Below are 15,714 nucleotides of genomic sequence, written 5' to 3'. Positions count from 1 at the left end.
CTCAAGCCGCCTTCGGGGAGACGAAGCGCAACAGAGCGGGGAGCGCGACGATGCCCATCACCATCATCGTCACGCCCGTGATGACCTTGAGTGAGTCGTCGGCCGGTGCGGACATCAGCTTGATCGCGGTCGCATAGATCAGCGCCGCCACCGGTTTGTAGATCACGAACGCGACCAGCCAGGAGATCGACCGCTTGAACCACATCATGCCCATCTCGGTGTTGGTGGCCGAGGCGGTCAGCGGCACCACGCCGACCAGCAGGATCAGCATCCCGTAGCGGATGATCATCAAGACCAGCTGGATCAGTCCGCTGATCACCATCAGGATCCCGACCAGGACCACCAGCGCCAGCCCGATCCGGCCCTTGAGCGGATCGGTGAGCTTGGCGGTCAGGCTGTCCTCGAAGGTCTTGCCCTTGCCCAGTGCCTCCTTGATGATCCAGCCCGAGAAGCTGTCCGAGGCCTCGATCAGCAACGCGGCGAAGCCGGTGATCCCGGCCGAGACCATCGCCATCGTGATCAGGCTCTTCAGGATGTCGCGGAGTGGCTCACCACGCTGCGAGATGGCCATCTTGATCGCCCCGGAGATCACCGCGATCGACGCGGCGAAGATCAGGATGTACTTGGTGTGGCCGGAGACGAAGCCGATCGTCTCGTTGCCCTGCAGATTCGGTGACTGGATGTCGACCCAGAGGAAGCCGACCGCCTTGACCACCGCGACGACAGCCTCGATCACCATCGCCTTGATCGCGTCGAAGATCAGCCCGAAGAAGCCGCCGAGGGCGACGTTGATGGCCTTGCCCAGGAACTCGGTGATGCAGTCGTCCCAGTTCGGCGGCCACCAGCAGTTCATCAGTGGGATCATCACGCGCCCCCGAACCGGACGTACCCGGTCATCGACTGCAGCAGGTCGGGCTCGGTCGAGCCGTTGAAGCTGCCGTCGGTCTGCAGCACGCCCTTCCAGTCACCCTTCGACCAGGCCATCGTCACCGGGATCGAGGCGACGTTCTTGTCGTCGATCCGGACCGCGATCGCGATGATCGCCCGGGTCGGCAGGTAGTCGAGCACCTTGAAGGCGGTGAACTGGGCCACCGACTTGGTCTGCCCCGGCGTCGGCGGCGTCGCCTTGCCCTCGGCCAGCGCCAGCTGCAGTCCCTCGTTCGGGACGAACCGCTCGCGCAGTACCGGGATGGTCAGGTCCGGGTTGCGGATCTGGCCGAGCGTCACCAGGGCGGCGAGCACCGCGCCGGTGGGCGAGTGGGCGAAGCAGGAGCGGACTCCAGCGCTGTTCGTCAAGGCCGGCCCACCCTCCTGCTGCGTCGGGATCAACATGTCCGCCTCGAACTCCCAGGTGACCGCCGTCGGCGTCGTCCTGGGGATCCGCTGGTCGGGATTCAGGGTCTTGCAGCCGCCGCGGCCCGGCCTCGGGCGAGACGGCGGCGGGGTCGTCGTACCGGTCGGCTCCGCCGGCGGCGTCGCCGTCTCGGTCGGTTCCTCGGTGGGCTGCTCGGTCGGAGCGGTACGGGTGGTCGGCGCCGTCGGCTGGCTCGCCGGGGTGTTGTTGCCCCGGGCGACGAACCAGACCAGGAGGCAGACGAGCACCGCACCGACGACGATCACCGAGGCGACGAACCCGCGCCCCTGCCAAATGGCCTCGTCGTCGGTGCCGCCACCTCCGGCCCCGGAGTCGTCGTCCCTGCTGAACAGTCCCACTCCCGGATCAGCCTCCGGCGGTCGGGCGCGGGCAGTGGTTCAACGTCACGTCAGCTGTCCGACGAGGACGGTCGCGGACGCGATCACGATGCAGGCGGCCAGCACCCAGCCGAGCCGGGCGGCGTGCTCGCCACCCTCACCGCGACGCTGTCCGACGGCCATCATGGCGCCGGCGATCAGGATGCCGAGGATGCAGACGGTGAAGGCGATCCAGCGCACCCAGTCGACGACCTTGAGCAGCTTGTCCGAACCGGGCGGCGGAGTCCCGCCGTTGCCCATGATCAGGTCGGGAATCATGTGTGCCAACATCATCATTGCGGTGTTGCCTTTCAGTAAGGGGCGGGGTATCCCGCTGGATTCGACGCGCGAAGAGCGTAGATGGATTCAAGGACTTCGAAAACCTCGTCCGGGGTGTTGTCAGGGGTGGGATCCTCCCCCCTTCGCCACTCCTCGATCCACGGAATGTCCCAGACCCTCGGAACTCCTCCGCCGACGATGTCGGCGAAATCGTCCAGCACTCTGGGCAACCGGCCGGGTGCGTCGGCGATCAGCACCAGGCCGAGCACAGCCACTCCCTGGACCACTCCGGATGCCCACTCGATCGCAGCGCGCTGGGCCGCTCGCAGACCCGATCCATGGGTCCGGGCGACCAGTACCACCGGAGTCGGCACCGGTGGGGGCGGGATCGGCCAACGGTGGCCGGCCGCCCTGGTGCCGGGCAACAGTTGCGACATCGTCGTCTCGCCCGCTCCACCGTGCACACCGACCCACCACAGGGTGTCGGCGGCCGGAATCGCGAACTTGGGCAGCCGCTGGTCCTCCGCCGGCGCCGGTACGCCGTGCTGCGGCGTCGCCGGGCCTCGCGGAGTCAGGTCTGACTGCTGAGGTGGGCCCTGCTGCAGCTGCTGCGGACCAGGATCCGGCTGTTGTTGCCGGGTCCACGGATTCTGCGGCGGTTGCGTCATCGGCCCTCCTCTCGCGGTGTGTCACAGGCTGTCGCCCACAGTATTCTCTCGCTATCCGGGTGTGCTGGCGTGACCCATCCACAGGCGAGGATGTTTCTACCCCCTTGTCGGGGTCAGACGAGCCGGGTCCGGCTCGCGTTCTGGCATGCCATCGGGCGGAAGCATGAGTTACGGGCGGACGACATGCTAGAACGGCATCGGCAGAGACGGTTCAACGAGGGAGTTTTGTGGCTGGAATGAGAGGTCACCGTGGCTGAGAAGGGCATTCCGTCCTGGCCGAAGGTGACGATCCGGCTGTACGACGACCACAACGCCGAGGTGAAGATCGCCGGCCGCAGTCACCCGGTCAACCACCACGACCCGCGGCAGGCGGCGATCCAGCTCGTCAGTGAGCGCGCAGCACAACTCGGCCGCCCGGTGAAGGCGACCGCGATCGAGTCGGACGGCGCGTCCTGGCCACTGATCATCCACCCCGACGGCCAGGTCGAGTCGGTCGACGTCGATGTCAAAAGCAGCAAACCGATCTGGCCGATCATCGTCGCGACGGTCGTGGCCGGCTTGCTGATCGCCGGGACGGCCCTGTATCTGGTCGTCCTCCGGCCGCCCGGCGACGACGTGACCAAGCCGACTGTCTCGCCGAAGCTGCCGGAGCTGCCCGCGCCGAGCGTCGGCCCGGACCAGTTCGCCGCCCGGCCGGTGCCGATGGGCTGGACGCCTAACGCCAGCTGGACCGTGGATCTCGATCCCGACACCGCGCCTGCCGTCTCCCCCGACGGCAAGGAGGTCGCGATCATCACGCCGGACGAGAAGATCGCGGTCTTCGACAGCAACGGCAAGGTGCTCTGGCAGGACAAGGTGCCGCGTGGCTCCGAGACCCCGGTCTACACCACCGTCGACGGCAAGCCCGTCGTGGCCGTGGTCGCGCCGGAGTCCCTGTACTACTGGGCCGGCGACGGTGCCGAGGCAGTCGAACTCGAGCTGCCGAACTCGGCGACCGTCCAGTTCTTCGGTACGTCGCCGCTCGTCGTGCTCAGCAGCGATGCCGGCGCGAGCGTGGTCTCCGGCGGCGCGCTGAAGGCGCTGCCGACCGCTCAGCGGCTGACCACGTTGCTGCTGGCCGAGGGCGACAAGGCGCTCTCCGCGCGGTACGCGGGTCCGTTGTACTGGGACCAGCCGGACAAGCAGGTCGTCGCGGTGATGCCCAAGACGCCGAAGGGCGCGACGGTCATCGACCACATCGTTGCCGCCAGCCCCGGTCGCGCGCTGGTGGTCTGGAAGACCCCGGTCGTCGACCGGGTGATCCCGACGGTGAACGACAGCACCACCGGGGCCACGCTGGCGATCTGCCCGACTGTCGCCGCCAACGAGGCGGCCGGCTGGCAGTGGGTGCCCGACGAGGCGCACAAGGTGGCGGCGTGGGGTGAGTGCCTGATCAACTTCGGCAGCAAGAAGACCGTGTTCACGAAGGACTTCGAGCCGCTGTCGATCACGGGGGTGACCGTCTACGGCCAGTCCGGCAGCAACCTGCTCGCCGGTACGCCGGGAAGCAAGTTCCGTACCCTGCCCGCCGACACCGCCCGTCCGTGGGGCGTAGCAGGCACCCACGCGATCGTCGTCCACGACGGCACCCTCTATGCCCTGGACAAGGCAAAGTGAACCGCCGCCCCCTGGCCGCTCTCTGCGCCGCCCTACTCCTCCTGCTACCGGCCCTCCCGGCCACAGCCGCCGGCGACGACCCCAGTCCCCAGTCCTGGCCCACCATCGAAAACCCAGGAACCAGCGGCGGCTCAGCCAACGACCCCAAAACAGTCGACTGGCCAGAAATCACCAAGCCGGACAACAGCTCGTCCAACGACCCCAAACCAACAGAATGGCCGGCCCCCGAACCCGGCTGACCTAAGCCTGTGGACAAAGGCGAAGGCCCGCTCTCCGATGGAGAGCGGGCCTTCGTTTGGTGCTGGGACCTCAGACCGCCTGGACCTCTAGGCGGACGGTGGCGGCCACGTCGGAGTGCAGCTGCACTGAGACCTGGTGCTTGCCGGTGGTCTTGATCGGCGAGCCGATGGTGATGGCGCGCTTCTCGACCAGCGGGCCACCCGCGGCCTTGATCGCCGCGGCGATGTCCGCCGGGGTGACCGAGCCGAACAGACGACCGGTCTCGCCGGCCTTCACGTTCAGCGTGACGCCGAGCTGCTCGAGCTGGTTCTTGACCTCGCTCGCGTGCTCCTTGCCCTGGATCGCCCGGGCGTCACGCGCCCGCTTGATCGACTGGATCTGCTTCTCCGCACCACGGGTCCAGCCGATGGCCAGACCACGCGGGACGAGGTAGTTGCGGCCGTAGCCGTCCTTGACCTCGACAATTTCGCCGGGGGCTCCGAGGCCCTCGACTTCCTGCGCCAGGATGAGCTTCATGTCTCAGACCTCCCTCAGCGAGCGGTGCTCGTGTAAGGCAGCAGAGCCACCTCGCGAGCGTTCTTGATAGCGGTTGCGACATCGCGCTGGTGCTGGACGCAGTTGCCCGTCACCCGGCGCGCGCGGATCTTGCCGCGGTCGGAGATGAACTTGCGCAGCAAGCCCGTGTCCTTGTAATCGACGTACGTTGCCTTGTCCTTGCAGAAGCCACAAACCTTCTTCTTGGGCTTCCGAATGATCTTGGCCATTGTGGTGCTCTCTTCCTACTAGCTAGAGCCCGGCTGCTGCCGGAATGGTCATTCGGTCAAACAAAGTCCTGCAGCGGATCAGAACGGAGGCTCTTCCATCGAGCCGCCGCCACCCTGACCTGCCCAGGGGTCGTTCTGCGGGGCCGCGGACTGACCGCCGCCACCGCCACCACCGGCCGGAGTGGCCCACGGGTCGTTCGCCGGGGCACTGCCGCCACCCTGGTTGCCGCCGAAGCCGCCACCGGAATTGCCGCCGCCACCGCCGCCGAAACCGCCGCCACCGGAGTTACCGCCACCACCGAAGCCACCGCCGCCGCCGTCGGTGCGCGACGTCTTGGAGATCTTCAGCGTCGCGTACCGCATGCTGGCGCCGATCTCCTCGACATCGCACTCGAAGACGGTCCGCTTGTTCCCGTCGCGGTCGTCGTAGCTACGGGCCTTCAGGCGACCGTGCACGACGACCCGGGAACCGCGGGTCAGAGATTCGGCGACGTTCTCGGCAACCTGGCGCCACACCGAGCACGAGATGAAGAGGGTCTCCCCGTCCTTCCACTCGTTGGATTGCCGGTCCAGCGTCCGCGGGGTGCTCGCGATGGTGAAATTCGCCACCGCGGCGCCCGAGGGCGTGAACCGCAGTTCCGGATCACCCGTCAGATTGCCGATCAGGGTGATAGGTGGTTCGCCTGCCATTGCCGTTCCTCCTGCATTCGGGTGTGGCTGTGTCTACAGCTATCAGTAGCGGATGGCACCGACACCGGAGCTGTTGACGACCCCAGGGATCAGTGCTGGTCCGGACGGATGACCTTGGTGCGCAGGATCGACTCGTTCAGCGTGAGCTGACGGTCGAGCTCCTTCACGACCGCCGGCGTGGCGGTCAGGTCGATGATGGCGTAAATGCCCTCGGACTTCTTCTTGACGTCGTAGGCCAGCTTGCGACGGCCCCAGATGTCGAGCTTCTCGACCGTGCCACCTTCCTTGCGGACGATGTTCAGGTACGTGTCGAGGGACGGTTCGACGGTGCGCTCTTCGAGCTCAGGGTCGAGAATCACCATGACTTCATAACGACGCATGCGCGAACTCCACCTCCTTCGGACTTTGGCGGCCACGGTCTTTCCGTGGCAGGAGGGCGATGCGTGCCCGCCGCCGACAATCGCCGTCGGCGCCGAGCTGGGTCAAGCAGTAAGCCCGGTCGAAGGACCGGGCCCACACCAACAGAATACCAGCGCCTGGACGCCCCCTTGACCACTATCCACAGGCCTGCTTCTCGCGAGTTGTCGGTGGCCGGTCATAGGGTGACCGGCATGAGCTTGAAACTTGGGGCGCACGTCGAGCAGAACGACCCACTGGCCGAGGCTGCCGACCGGGGCGCCGAGGTGGTGCAGTTCTTCCTGGGCGACCCGCAGGACTACAAGGCCCCGAAGGTGGCGTACGCCGACGGCGCGGAGGCGCTGAAGGTGCGGGCCGAGGCCGAGGGGATCGACCTGTTCGTGCACGCGCCGTACCGGCTGAACGTGGCGACGCTGAACAACCGGATCCGGATCCCCAGCCGCAAGCTGCTGCAGCAGACCCTGGACAAGGCGGCCGAGATCGGCGCCAAGGGCGTCATCGTGCACGGCGGGCACGTCGGCGAGGACGACGACCCCGAGGCGGGTTTCGACAACTGGCGCAAGTGCATCGAGCGCGCGGACCTGCCGGTGCCGCTGCTGATCGAGAACACCGCCGGCGGCGAGAACGCGATGGCCCGCAAGCTGGAGCGGATCGCCCGGCTGTGGGACGCGGTGCAGAGCTCGGGCAACGAGCACGTCGACCGGGTCGGCTTCTGCCTGGACACCTGCCACTTCCACGCCGCCGGCGAGGACCTGCCGACCGTGGTCGAGCGGGTCGTCGCGATCACCGGCCGGATCGACCTGGTGCACGCGAACGGGTCGCGGGACGCGTTCGGCTCAGGCGCGGACCGGCACAGCAACTTCGAGGAGGGCGAGATCGACCCGGCCGAGATCGTCGCGGTGGTGAAGGCCGCCGACGCTCCCGTCGTGGTCGAGACCCCGAACGGCGACCACGGCCAGAAGGCCGACATCGACTACCTCCGCGCCCATCTGAAGTAGTAGAGCGCCGGGGACCTGCAGGCCGGCCAGCAGTCAGCTGGCCGGCTCGTCGTCGGCCGGTGGGCGGTTCAGGTTGTGGATCCAGTAGGTGATCCCCCACGGCAGGAGCAGAGCCAGGCTGCCGGTGTCGCGGCCGGGGATGAGGATGTCGGCGCCGACGGCGATGACCAGGCAGATGGCCGAGAGCTGGAACAGGTTCGTCGGGCCGACCTTGGTGCCCAGAGTGACCCGCCCCAGCCCGCAGGCCACGTACAGGGCAGCCAGGGCGAGGATGGCGAGCCCGGCGAGGGCGATGCCCACCCAGGCGGCCGAGCCGTACCTGTCCGAGGACTTGACGATGTCGGCGACCAGAAAGACGCCGATGAACGCGGTGAGCACGGCGCAGCCCCAGAGCACGCGGATCGTGGTGCGCTGGGCGCGCTCGGGATTCGGTTCGGCAGCAGCCATGCGCGGGACGGTACCGCAGACCCGAAGACCCTCGGTGCACCAGCCGCAGACGAGAATGGCCCGATGCAGACCTGGGCCGACCGACTTCCCGACCTGTACGCCCCCGGCCACTGGCCATGGGGTGAGCTCGACGTCCAGTTCACCACCGAGCAGCCGGCCGACGAGCTGATCAGCAACGCGCACGTCGTCGGGCGAACCGAGGGCGGCATCGTGGTGTGCGCCAACGACCTCGGCTGGCGGTTCCTGCCCGGCGGCACGCGCGAGCCGGACGAGACGATCGAGAGCCTGGTCGAGCGTGAACTCCTCGAAGAGGCCGGCGCCCGCCCCACCGGCCCACTCATCTGGCTCGGCGGCCATCGAGCCGACCACCGGCGACCCGAGCCGTACCGGCCGCATCTGCCACACCCGGTCTCGTACTGGACGAACTACGTGGTCGACGTCGTGGTCGACAGCCAGCCGACCAATCCCGACGATGGCGAGCAGGTCACCGAGGTACTCGTGCTGCCTCCGGACGAGGCGATCGCCTACCTCGACGCGATGGACGACAACCACGGCGTGATGGGCAACCTGGTCAGGCTGGCTCAGGCAATGGGTCTGGTCTGACCGACCACGGCAGTACGAACGCACTGACCAGACACAATCCGCCGGCGACGAACATCGCCGTACGCAGGCTGGTCAGCCCCGCCAGTACGCCGCCCGCAGCCATGAACGCGGGCTGGACCGACCGCGACGTGATCGACCACGAGGTGAGCACCCGAGCCATGAACCCGTCCTGCGTGACCTCCATCCGGTAGGTCGCGAACGACGGGTTGAAGGCACCAGCCGCAATCAGCAGGCCCGTCTCGGCCGCGATCAGCAGCACGAATCCGCCCAGACCGGGCGTCGCCAACGGCAGCAACAGCAGCCACGGCGTGCGCAGTACGCCGAAGACCAACAGCATCCGGTGCAGCCCGAGCCAACGAGTCAGCCGAGGCGCAAGCCAGGCGCCGACCACTCCGCCAAGGCACGGCACCCCAGCGACCAGCCCGTACTGCCACGGCTGCATGTGCAGGTCACGCAGCATCAGCACGGGCAGCAGCGGCGACATCATCATCACGGGGCCGCCGAACAGCTGCGAGTTCCAGAACAGCGACCGGAGCCCCCGATCGCGCCAGATGTAGCGCCAACCGGCAACGACGTCGCGCTTGCCCTGCCGCGCGACCGGCGCCGGCTCAGGCTTGCGAATACGCCGGACCCCAACCGCCGAGAGCAAGTACGACACCGCATCGATCGCCAGCGTCAACGGAGCGCCGACCAGGCTGACCAGCGCGCCACCGATCGGCGGCCCGACACTCAGAGTCGTCCAGGTGGTCGACTCGAACCGGCTGTTCGCCTCGGCCCGCCCCTCGACTGGCACCAGCGCTTTCAGATGCGCACCACTCGCCGCCGTGAAAGCGATCAACGCCGCCGACTGAACCACCCCGACCATGCACAGCTGTGGATAAGTCAGCGCATCGAAGGCCACCGCGACCGGCACGCTCAGCAGCGCGACGAACCGCACGACATCCGCAGCGATCATCACCGGCCGTTTGCGGCGCTCCTCGATGAAGTCCCCCATCGGCAACGCCAGCGCGGCACCAGCCAGCGCCGACAACGCGGCCAGCAGCGCCACCTGGAAGGTGCTCACGTCGAGCACGAGGACGGCGACCAGCGGCAGCGCGCCGTACCCGATCCCGCTTCCGATCGCGCTGATCGCATAAGCGGTCCACAACCGCCGGAAGTCCTGATTCAGTGACGGCACGCGCCCGAGCGTAGAAGCCGCCACTGACAAGACAAGTCAGCGCAGGTTCAGCCCGCCGTCGAGCACGATCACTTCGCCGGTCAGGTAGCCGTGCCCGGCGATCGTCGCGATCAGGTCCGCGACATCCGCCGGCTGCGCCGCACGACCCATCGGTGCGGTTTTCCACAGGGTCTGGGCTTCGGTCCAGTCGGCTGTCATGGGGGTGTCGACCAGGCCGGGGGCCACTGCGTTGACGCGGACCTCGGGGCCGAGGGCGGCAGCCAGAAGCTTGGTGACGTGGTTGAGGGCGGCTTTGGTCGCCGCGTAGGCGATCGAGCTGCCTTTGGGGCGGACGCCGGCGTGGCTGGTGACGTTGACTATCGCGCCGCGCGATTCGCGGAGGGCGGGCAGAGCCGCGGTGCACAGGAGCCACGGCGCGATGAGGTTCACCTCCAGGAGGCGGCGCCAGTCGGCGGCAGACAACCCATCAAGCTCCGCATGCGGCACCGGCCAGCTGATGCCGGCGTTGTTCACCAGTACGTCGAGCCGCCCGAACTCAGCCAGAACGGCAGGCACCAACGCCGCCGCCTCCTCGTCCCGCGACAAATCAGCCTGCAAGTAGGTCCCACCCAACTCAGAAGCCAGCGCGACCCCCGCATCCCGGCTACTACGCGAGTGGACCACCACTGTCATCCCGTCGGCAGCGAACCGCCGTGCCGTCGCCTCCCCGATCCCAGAGGTCGACCCGGTCACCAGCGCCACTCTCTGCATGGCCACACCCTAGGAGGAGCGGTAGCGCAGGCCATCCATCAGCAAGTCGAGCAAGCGACCGGCCTGCTCCCGGTTGGAGCTTGCGGCGAGCGCCACCCCGCTCAGGCTCATCAGCACGTCCTCGGAGGAGAAGTCCGGCCGGATCTCTCCAGCGGCGGCAGCAGCTTCCAGCAACGGCTGGATCGCGCCGGTCAGCAGCTCGAAGCTGTGCGCGTACGGATCCGCCCCGGAGGCGATCAGCGCCCGCAGCGCATCAGCCATCCCGATCTTGCGAGTCATGAAGTCGACGAAGCGATCCATCCACGCCCGCGTCGCCTCGACCGGCGGCATCGCGGCGAGCAGCTCGGGCGCGGCCGCGCAGACAGCAGCGAGCTCGCTGCGATAGACCGCCTCCACCAGCGCCTCCCGGGTCGGGAAGTGCCGGTACAGCGTGCCGATCCCGACCCCGGCGTTCTTCGCGATGCCCTCGAGCGTCGCGTCCGGGCCGCACTCCGTGAAGGCCTTGCCGGCGGCGTCGAGCAGTAGATCGCGGTTGCGCTGGGCGTCTGCCCGCAACGGCCGCTCACTCATCCGCTCCCCCTCTCGACGCCGGTCAGCACCTGCCTGACCCCCAGAACCTAGCGGACCCAGCCGTGCGCTTGTGAAACGGAGGTCCCTCCGGTTAACTGAAGATCTACCGGAGGCTCCTCCGGTTAAACCATAGCTCAGGACAGGAAGAGTCGGATGAGCAGAATCACCACCCCCTTCACTCGCGAGTCGACCGCCGCGGAGGTTCTCGCCGGCGTCGACCTGACCGGCCGCCGGGCCGTCGTCACCGGTGGCGCGTCGGGCATCGGCGTCGAGACCGCCCGGGCCCTCGCAGCAGCCGGCGCCGAGGTCACCCTGGCCGTCCGCAACCTCGAGGCCGGCGAGAAGGTCGCCGCCGACATCATCGCGACGACTGGAAGCAAGGGCCTGTACGTCGCTCCGCTGGAGCTGGCCGATCGCGCCTCGGTGCGAGCCTTCGCCACCAACTGGCAAGGCCCGCTGCACATCCTCGTCAACAACGCCGGCGTGATGGCCGAGCCGCTGAACCGTACGCCGGAAGGCTGGGAGCACCAGTTCGCAACCAACCACCTCGGCCATTTCGGACTGGCCCTCGGACTGCACCCGGCACTGGCGGCCGCCGGGGACGCCCGGATCGTCTCGGTCAGCTCCTCGGCCCACCAGCGGGCCGGCGTCGACTTCGACGACATCCACTTCGACCGCCGTCCGTACGACCCCTGGCTCGCCTACGGCCAGTCCAAGTCGGCGAACGTTCTCTTCGCGGTCGAGGCAGCCAAGCGCTGGGCCCCTGACGGCATCATCACCAACGCGCTGATGCCGGGCGGAATCCGGTCCGCCCTGCAGCGTCACATCGACGAGGAGGACCCGGCCCTCAAGGCGACCTTCGAGAGCTACCCCTGGAAGTCGACCGAGCAGGGCGCCGCCACCTCGGCACTGCTGGCCGGGTCGCCGCTGATCGACGGAGTCACCGGCCGGTACTTCGAGGACGTCAACGAGGCCGAGCGGACCGTAGTACCGGGCCTGTCCGGAGTAGCTGAGCACGCGCTCGACCCGGAGGCGGCGTACCGGCTGTGGGAGCTCTCGCTCGACTTGATCGCGGAGTAGACGTGTTTCTTGCCAGAGTTAAGTAACGGTCGTACGGTCCCTCCTATCTGCTCTCGATGGAGGGACCGCCCCGATGATCTCCACTCGTGTACTGCGAATCGCCCTGGTGCTGCCGCTGCTCGCAGCGGTCGCGCCGGGCTCGACCGCCGAAGCCAGAACCACCACCGAAGCCAAGACCAGCTTCACCAAGCCCTTCATGGGCTGGAGCAGCTGGAGCAACGAGTCGTCCACCCGGGCGACGTACGGAACAGCCTGGCTGACCGAGGCGCACATCAAGGACGCCGCCGACGCGGTGGCGACCAAGCTCAAATCGGCCGGCTACAGCTACATCAACATCGACGCGGGCTGGAACGCGACGATGGCGTGGAGTTTCCACAGCGACGCCAACGGGATCCCCGATCCCGATCCGGCCCGGTTCCCGAGCGGGATCAGCGGGATCGCGAGCTACATCCACGGCAAGGGCCTGAAGGCCGGCATCTACATGGCGGCCGGGCTCGAGCAGGAGGCCTACAACAAGAGCGCGCCGATCGCCGGCACGAGTTGCACCGTCCGCGACATCGTCGTCCTGCCGCTGACCCCCACCAACAAGTGGGGCGGCAACTGGAAGGTCGACTACAGCAAGCCCTGCGCGCAGCCGTACTTCAACTCGATCATCGACAAGTACGCCTCCTGGGGCGTCGACTTCCTGAAGGTCGACGGGGTGACGGCCGACAACGTGCCCGACATCCAGGCGATCTCGCAGGCGATCGACCAGTCCGGGCGCTCGATCTGGCTGACCGCCAGCGCCTGGCCGGTGGATCTTGCGGCCGGCGACGGACTGCGGCCGTGGGCGAACGGCGTACGGATCGACACCGATGTCGAGTGCTACTGCGGTACGACGTCGACGTGGACCAGCTCGATCGACGATCGCTGGGCGGACCTGCCCAACTGGCTGAGCAAGCTCACCTCGAGCTACCTGCCCGATCTGGACTCGATGCCGATCAACAACAACACCGGCAGCGCACTCCAGGACGGGCTCAACGACGCCGAGCGGCAGTCGGTGATGACGTTCTGGTCGATGGCGTCGGCTCCCCTGTACGTCGGTGGCGACGTCTACTGGATGGACAACTCGGCCATCGCGATCCTGACCAACCCCGAGGTGGTCGCTGTCGACCAGGCGGCGGTGCTGCCGACTCGCATCACGGCGGGCAATTCACAGGTCTGGAAGAAGGTCATCAACGGCGTCACGTACGCGGCCGTCTACAACCTCGGATCGTCGTCGGCCAACATCACCGTGAACTGGAGTTCTCTCGGCCTGAGTGGCAGCAAGACCGTCCGCGACCTGGTGGCGCGGACGGATCTCGGCAGCTTCACCAACAGCTGGACTGCCTCGAACGTGCCCGCCCATGGGTCCCGTTTGATCAAATTCGGCTGAGCGGTAAGCGGTCAGGTTCCCGGCTCGGCTACGGTCTTGCGCCTCGGGCCGGTAACCTGACCGACCGTGAGTGACTTGAGCATCCGGACCATCTCCGCCGAGCAGCACGCCGCCTACCTCGCGGCGCAGCCCTCGGCCAGCTTCCTGCAGACCCCTGGCTGGGCGGCGGTGAAGAGCGAGTGGAAGGCCGAGTCACTGGGCTGGTTCGATCCGGCTGCTCCCAACGATCTGCTGGGCGTCACGCTGGTGCTCTACCGGCAGATGCCGAAGGTCAAGCGCTACCTCGCCTACCTGCCCGAGGGCCCGGTGATCGACTGGGACGCGATCGACCTCGGCCGGTACCTGCGCCCGCTGGCCGAACACTGCCTGGCGCAAGGCGCCTTCGGCCTGCGGATGGGTCCGCCGGTGCCGATGCGGCGCTGGCGCGCTCAGACGATCAAGGACGCCATCGCCGGCGGGCAGCAGCCCAAGCTCGGCGACGTCCGCCCGGATGTGATCGAACCGTCCGGCGCGACCGTGGCGGCACAGTTGCGCGCGCTGGGCTGGAAGGCGCCGCGAGCGGTCGAGGGATTCGCGGCCGGTCAACCGCAGTACGTCTTCCAGGTGCCGCTGGCCGGCAAGACCGAGGACGACCTGCTGACCGGGATGAACCAGCAGTGGCGGCGCAACATCAAGAAGTCGGCCAAGCTGGGCGTCGAGGTCACCCTCGGCACGGCCGAGGACCTGAAGGCCTTCCACGCGCTGTACGTCCTGACGGCCGAGCGGGACCACTTCACCCCGCGGCCGCTGCCGTACTTCCAGAAGATGTACGAGGCGATGTCGACCCAGCCGGCCGACTGCTGCGACTTCCGGCTCTACATGGCCTACCACGAGGGCGATCTGGTCGCTTCGACGATCTGGGTCCGGGTGGGCGGTCATTCCTGGTACTCCTACGGTGCCAGCTCGACCGCGAAGCGAGACGTCCGTGGATCGAACGCGATCCAGTGGCGAATGATGAGGGACGCGCTGAGCTCTGGCGCGTTCGTGTACGACCTACGGGGCATCACCGACACCTTGGACCCGAACGACTCGCATGTCGGGTTGATCCAGTTCAAGACCGGCACCGGCGGCGAAGCCGTCGAGTACGTCGGTGAGTGGGATCTGCCGTTGAACAAGGCGCTCTACACCGCATTCGACCTCTACATGAGACGGCGATGACAACATGCCCCTGATCCTGCACATCGATTCCGATCGATGGCGCGACCACCTTCGTTCCACGTGGAACCCCGACATCGTCCCGGTCGCCAAGGGCAACGGGTACGGCGTCGGCAACACCCGGCTGCTGGCCGAGTCCCGCGCGCTCGGCGCCCGGACCGTCGCGGTCGGGACGTACACCGAGGTCCCGCCGGACTTCAAGGACGACGTCGTGGTGCTCACGCCGTGGCGGCCGTTCCTGGAGATCCCGCAGGGCAAGAACGTCATCCACACGGTCAGCCGGCTGGCCGACCTGGTCTCGATCCCGGCCGGCAGCCGGGTGCTGATCGAGGTCCAGACGTCGATGCGCCGGCACGGCATCGGCGCCCGCGAGCTGCGCCACACGATGCTGCTGAACGCGCTGGACCGGATCAAGTTCGAGGGCTGGTCGCTGCACTTCCCGATGGGCGCGGGCGGTACGTCCGCGAACATCAGGGAGGCTCAGGAGCTCAGTCGCGCCGCCCGCGCGGTCCGCAACGGTCCGGTCTGGGTGTCGCACGTCCCGGCGCAGAAGCTGGCCGACATCGGCGAGAACGTGAAGCTCCGGATGGGCACCGGCCTCTGGCTGGGTGACCGCGGCGCGTTCACCGTGCGGGCGACCGTGCTCGACGTCCATTCGGTACGCCGCGGCGAACGCGTCGGCTACCGGCAGCGCCGGGTGGCCGGCGACGGGCACATTCTCGTCGTCTCCGGTGGTACCGCGCACGGCGTCGGCCTGGAGGCCCCGACCGCGGCGGCCACCGTCCGGCAGCGCGCGATCGCGATGGCCAAGGGCAGCCTGGACGCCGCCGGGATGGCGTTGTCGCCGTTCACGATAGAGGGCAAGCAACGCTGGTTCGCCGAGCCGCCGCACATGCAGGCCAGCATGCTGTTCCTGCCGTCCTCGGTCGCCCCACCGGCCGTCGGCGACGAGGTCGGCGTGGACGTCCGCTTCACCACCACCGTCTTCGACAAGATCTCGATGGACTGAGCCGGGGCTTGACTTCAGGTGCACCTG

At 67.9% G+C, this 15,714-nt stretch carries 20 protein-coding genes; 8 read left to right on the top strand and 12 right to left on the bottom strand.

Annotated elements, in window-relative coordinates; genetic code table 11:
* Position 1: 1 nt before the first annotated feature.
* Genes ABD768_RS22160 through ABD768_RS22145 form a run of 4 tightly spaced genes read right to left on the bottom strand, consistent with a single transcriptional unit; the run spans position 2 to position 2,678 of the window.
* Positions 2-865: a TrbL/VirB6 family protein gene (locus ABD768_RS22160; RefSeq protein WP_343968166.1), complete on the bottom strand. Its 864-nt coding sequence runs from the start codon at positions 863-865 to the stop codon at positions 2-4.
* Positions 865-1,713: a DUF8175 domain-containg protein gene (locus ABD768_RS22155; protein WP_344843493.1), complete on the bottom strand. Its 849-nt coding sequence runs from the start codon at positions 1,711-1,713 to the stop codon at positions 865-867. Before ABD768_RS22155 ends, ABD768_RS22160 begins: the two co-directional genes overlap by 1 nt.
* Before the next feature lie 45 nt (positions 1,714-1,758).
* Positions 1,759-2,010 (bottom strand): conjugal transfer protein TrbC, encoded by a 252-nt coding sequence (locus ABD768_RS22150; protein ID WP_343968160.1) that lies wholly within the window; start codon positions 2,008-2,010, stop codon positions 1,759-1,761.
* A gap of 32 nt (positions 2,011-2,042) precedes the next feature.
* The gene (locus ABD768_RS22145; protein ID WP_344843491.1) at positions 2,043-2,678 is read right to left on the bottom strand and encodes a DUF6668 family protein; all 636 of its coding nucleotides are present in this window, start codon (positions 2,676-2,678) and stop codon (positions 2,043-2,045) included.
* A gap of 249 nt (positions 2,679-2,927) precedes the next feature.
* On the opposite strand from ABD768_RS22145, the gene ABD768_RS22140 reads away from it, so the two are divergent.
* Together ABD768_RS22140 and ABD768_RS22135 are read left to right on the top strand one after the other, a co-directional pair.
* On the top strand, positions 2,928-4,334 hold the full coding sequence (locus ABD768_RS22140) for a PQQ-binding-like beta-propeller repeat protein (protein WP_344843489.1): 1,407 nt from the start codon (positions 2,928-2,930) through the stop codon (positions 4,332-4,334).
* A complete protein-coding gene (locus ABD768_RS22135; protein WP_344843487.1) occupies positions 4,331-4,573 on the top strand; it encodes a hypothetical protein in 243 nt (80 codons plus the stop codon). The genes ABD768_RS22140 and ABD768_RS22135 overlap by 4 nt, the downstream gene beginning before the upstream one ends.
* A 70-nt stretch (positions 4,574-4,643) precedes the next feature.
* Here ABD768_RS22135 and rplI read toward each other — a convergent pair whose 3' ends face one another.
* From rplI to rpsF, 4 genes are all read right to left on the bottom strand, one after another.
* Positions 4,644-5,090 carry a 50S ribosomal protein L9 gene (gene rplI / locus ABD768_RS22130; protein WP_343968152.1) on the bottom strand — a complete coding sequence of 149 codons (447 nt, stop codon included), beginning with the start codon at positions 5,088-5,090 and terminating at the stop codon, positions 4,644-4,646.
* Positions 5,091-5,104: 14 nt separating this feature from the next.
* Positions 5,105-5,338, bottom strand: coding sequence for a 30S ribosomal protein S18 (gene rpsR / locus ABD768_RS22125; protein WP_020390880.1), 234 nt, complete (start codon positions 5,336-5,338; stop codon positions 5,105-5,107).
* A 78-nt stretch (positions 5,339-5,416) separates the two neighbouring features.
* Positions 5,417-6,028, bottom strand: coding sequence for a single-stranded DNA-binding protein (locus ABD768_RS22120; protein WP_344843483.1), 612 nt, complete (start codon positions 6,026-6,028; stop codon positions 5,417-5,419).
* A gap of 89 nt (positions 6,029-6,117) precedes the next feature.
* Positions 6,118-6,408: a 30S ribosomal protein S6 gene (rpsF, locus tag ABD768_RS22115; RefSeq protein WP_164601910.1), complete on the bottom strand. Its 291-nt coding sequence runs from the start codon at positions 6,406-6,408 to the stop codon at positions 6,118-6,120.
* 231 nt (positions 6,409-6,639) lie between these two features.
* On the opposite strand from rpsF, the gene ABD768_RS22110 reads away from it, so the two are divergent.
* Entirely contained in the window at positions 6,640-7,443 is an 804-nt protein-coding gene (locus ABD768_RS22110) for a deoxyribonuclease IV (RefSeq protein WP_344843480.1), read from the top strand.
* 33 nt (positions 7,444-7,476) lie between these two features.
* Here the strand turns inward: ABD768_RS22110 and ABD768_RS22105 are convergent, their stop codons facing one another.
* The gene (locus ABD768_RS22105; RefSeq protein ID WP_343968145.1) at positions 7,477-7,890 is read right to left on the bottom strand and encodes a hypothetical protein; all 414 of its coding nucleotides are present in this window, start codon (positions 7,888-7,890) and stop codon (positions 7,477-7,479) included.
* 63 nt (positions 7,891-7,953) lie between these two features.
* Between ABD768_RS22105 and ABD768_RS22100 the strand changes: the two genes are divergently transcribed.
* The gene (locus ABD768_RS22100) at positions 7,954-8,493 is read left to right on the top strand and encodes an NUDIX hydrolase (protein WP_343968143.1); all 540 of its coding nucleotides are present in this window, start codon (positions 7,954-7,956) and stop codon (positions 8,491-8,493) included.
* Here ABD768_RS22100 and ABD768_RS22095 read toward each other — a convergent pair.
* The 3 genes from ABD768_RS22095 to ABD768_RS22085 are packed head-to-tail and all read right to left on the bottom strand — an operon-like array spanning position 8,462 to position 10,990.
* Positions 8,462-9,670, bottom strand: a complete 1,209-nt coding sequence (locus tag ABD768_RS22095; RefSeq protein WP_344843476.1) for an MFS transporter — start codon at positions 9,668-9,670, stop codon at positions 8,462-8,464. The two genes, ABD768_RS22100 and ABD768_RS22095, sit on opposite strands and share 32 nt — an antisense overlap.
* A 36-nt stretch (positions 9,671-9,706) precedes the next feature.
* Entirely contained in the window at positions 9,707-10,420 is a 714-nt protein-coding gene (locus ABD768_RS22090; protein ID WP_344843473.1) for an SDR family NAD(P)-dependent oxidoreductase, read from the bottom strand.
* A gap of 9 nt (positions 10,421-10,429) precedes the next feature.
* Positions 10,430-10,990 carry a TetR/AcrR family transcriptional regulator gene (locus ABD768_RS22085; RefSeq protein ID WP_344843470.1) on the bottom strand — a complete coding sequence of 187 codons (561 nt, stop codon included), beginning with the start codon at positions 10,988-10,990 and terminating at the stop codon, positions 10,430-10,432.
* A gap of 153 nt (positions 10,991-11,143) precedes the next feature.
* On the opposite strand from ABD768_RS22085, the gene ABD768_RS22080 reads away from it, so the two are divergent.
* The 4 genes from ABD768_RS22080 (at position 11,144) to ABD768_RS22065 (ending at position 15,687) form a co-directional block, all read left to right on the top strand.
* Entirely contained in the window at positions 11,144-12,070 is a 927-nt protein-coding gene (locus tag ABD768_RS22080) for an SDR family NAD(P)-dependent oxidoreductase (protein ID WP_344843467.1), read from the top strand.
* 73 nt (positions 12,071-12,143) lie between these two features.
* Positions 12,144-13,484 carry a glycoside hydrolase family 27 protein gene (locus ABD768_RS22075; RefSeq protein ID WP_344843464.1) on the top strand — a complete coding sequence of 447 codons (1,341 nt, stop codon included), beginning with the start codon at positions 12,144-12,146 and terminating at the stop codon, positions 13,482-13,484.
* Between the two features lie 66 nt (positions 13,485-13,550).
* Positions 13,551-14,681 (top strand): lipid II:glycine glycyltransferase FemX, encoded by a 1,131-nt coding sequence (locus ABD768_RS22070; protein ID WP_343968130.1) that lies wholly within the window; start codon positions 13,551-13,553, stop codon positions 14,679-14,681.
* Between the two features lie 4 nt (positions 14,682-14,685).
* Positions 14,686-15,687, top strand: coding sequence for an alanine racemase (locus ABD768_RS22065; RefSeq protein ID WP_344843460.1), 1,002 nt, complete (start codon positions 14,686-14,688; stop codon positions 15,685-15,687).
* Positions 15,688-15,714: the final 27 nt, after the last annotated feature.

The sequence above is a fragment of the Kribbella ginsengisoli genome, from assembly GCF_039537185.1.
Taxonomy (GTDB): domain Bacteria; phylum Actinomycetota; class Actinomycetes; order Propionibacteriales; family Kribbellaceae; genus Kribbella; species Kribbella koreensis.
The sequence above is the reverse complement of the archived record's forward strand: the minus strand, read 5'-3'. Positions and strand labels throughout refer to the sequence as shown.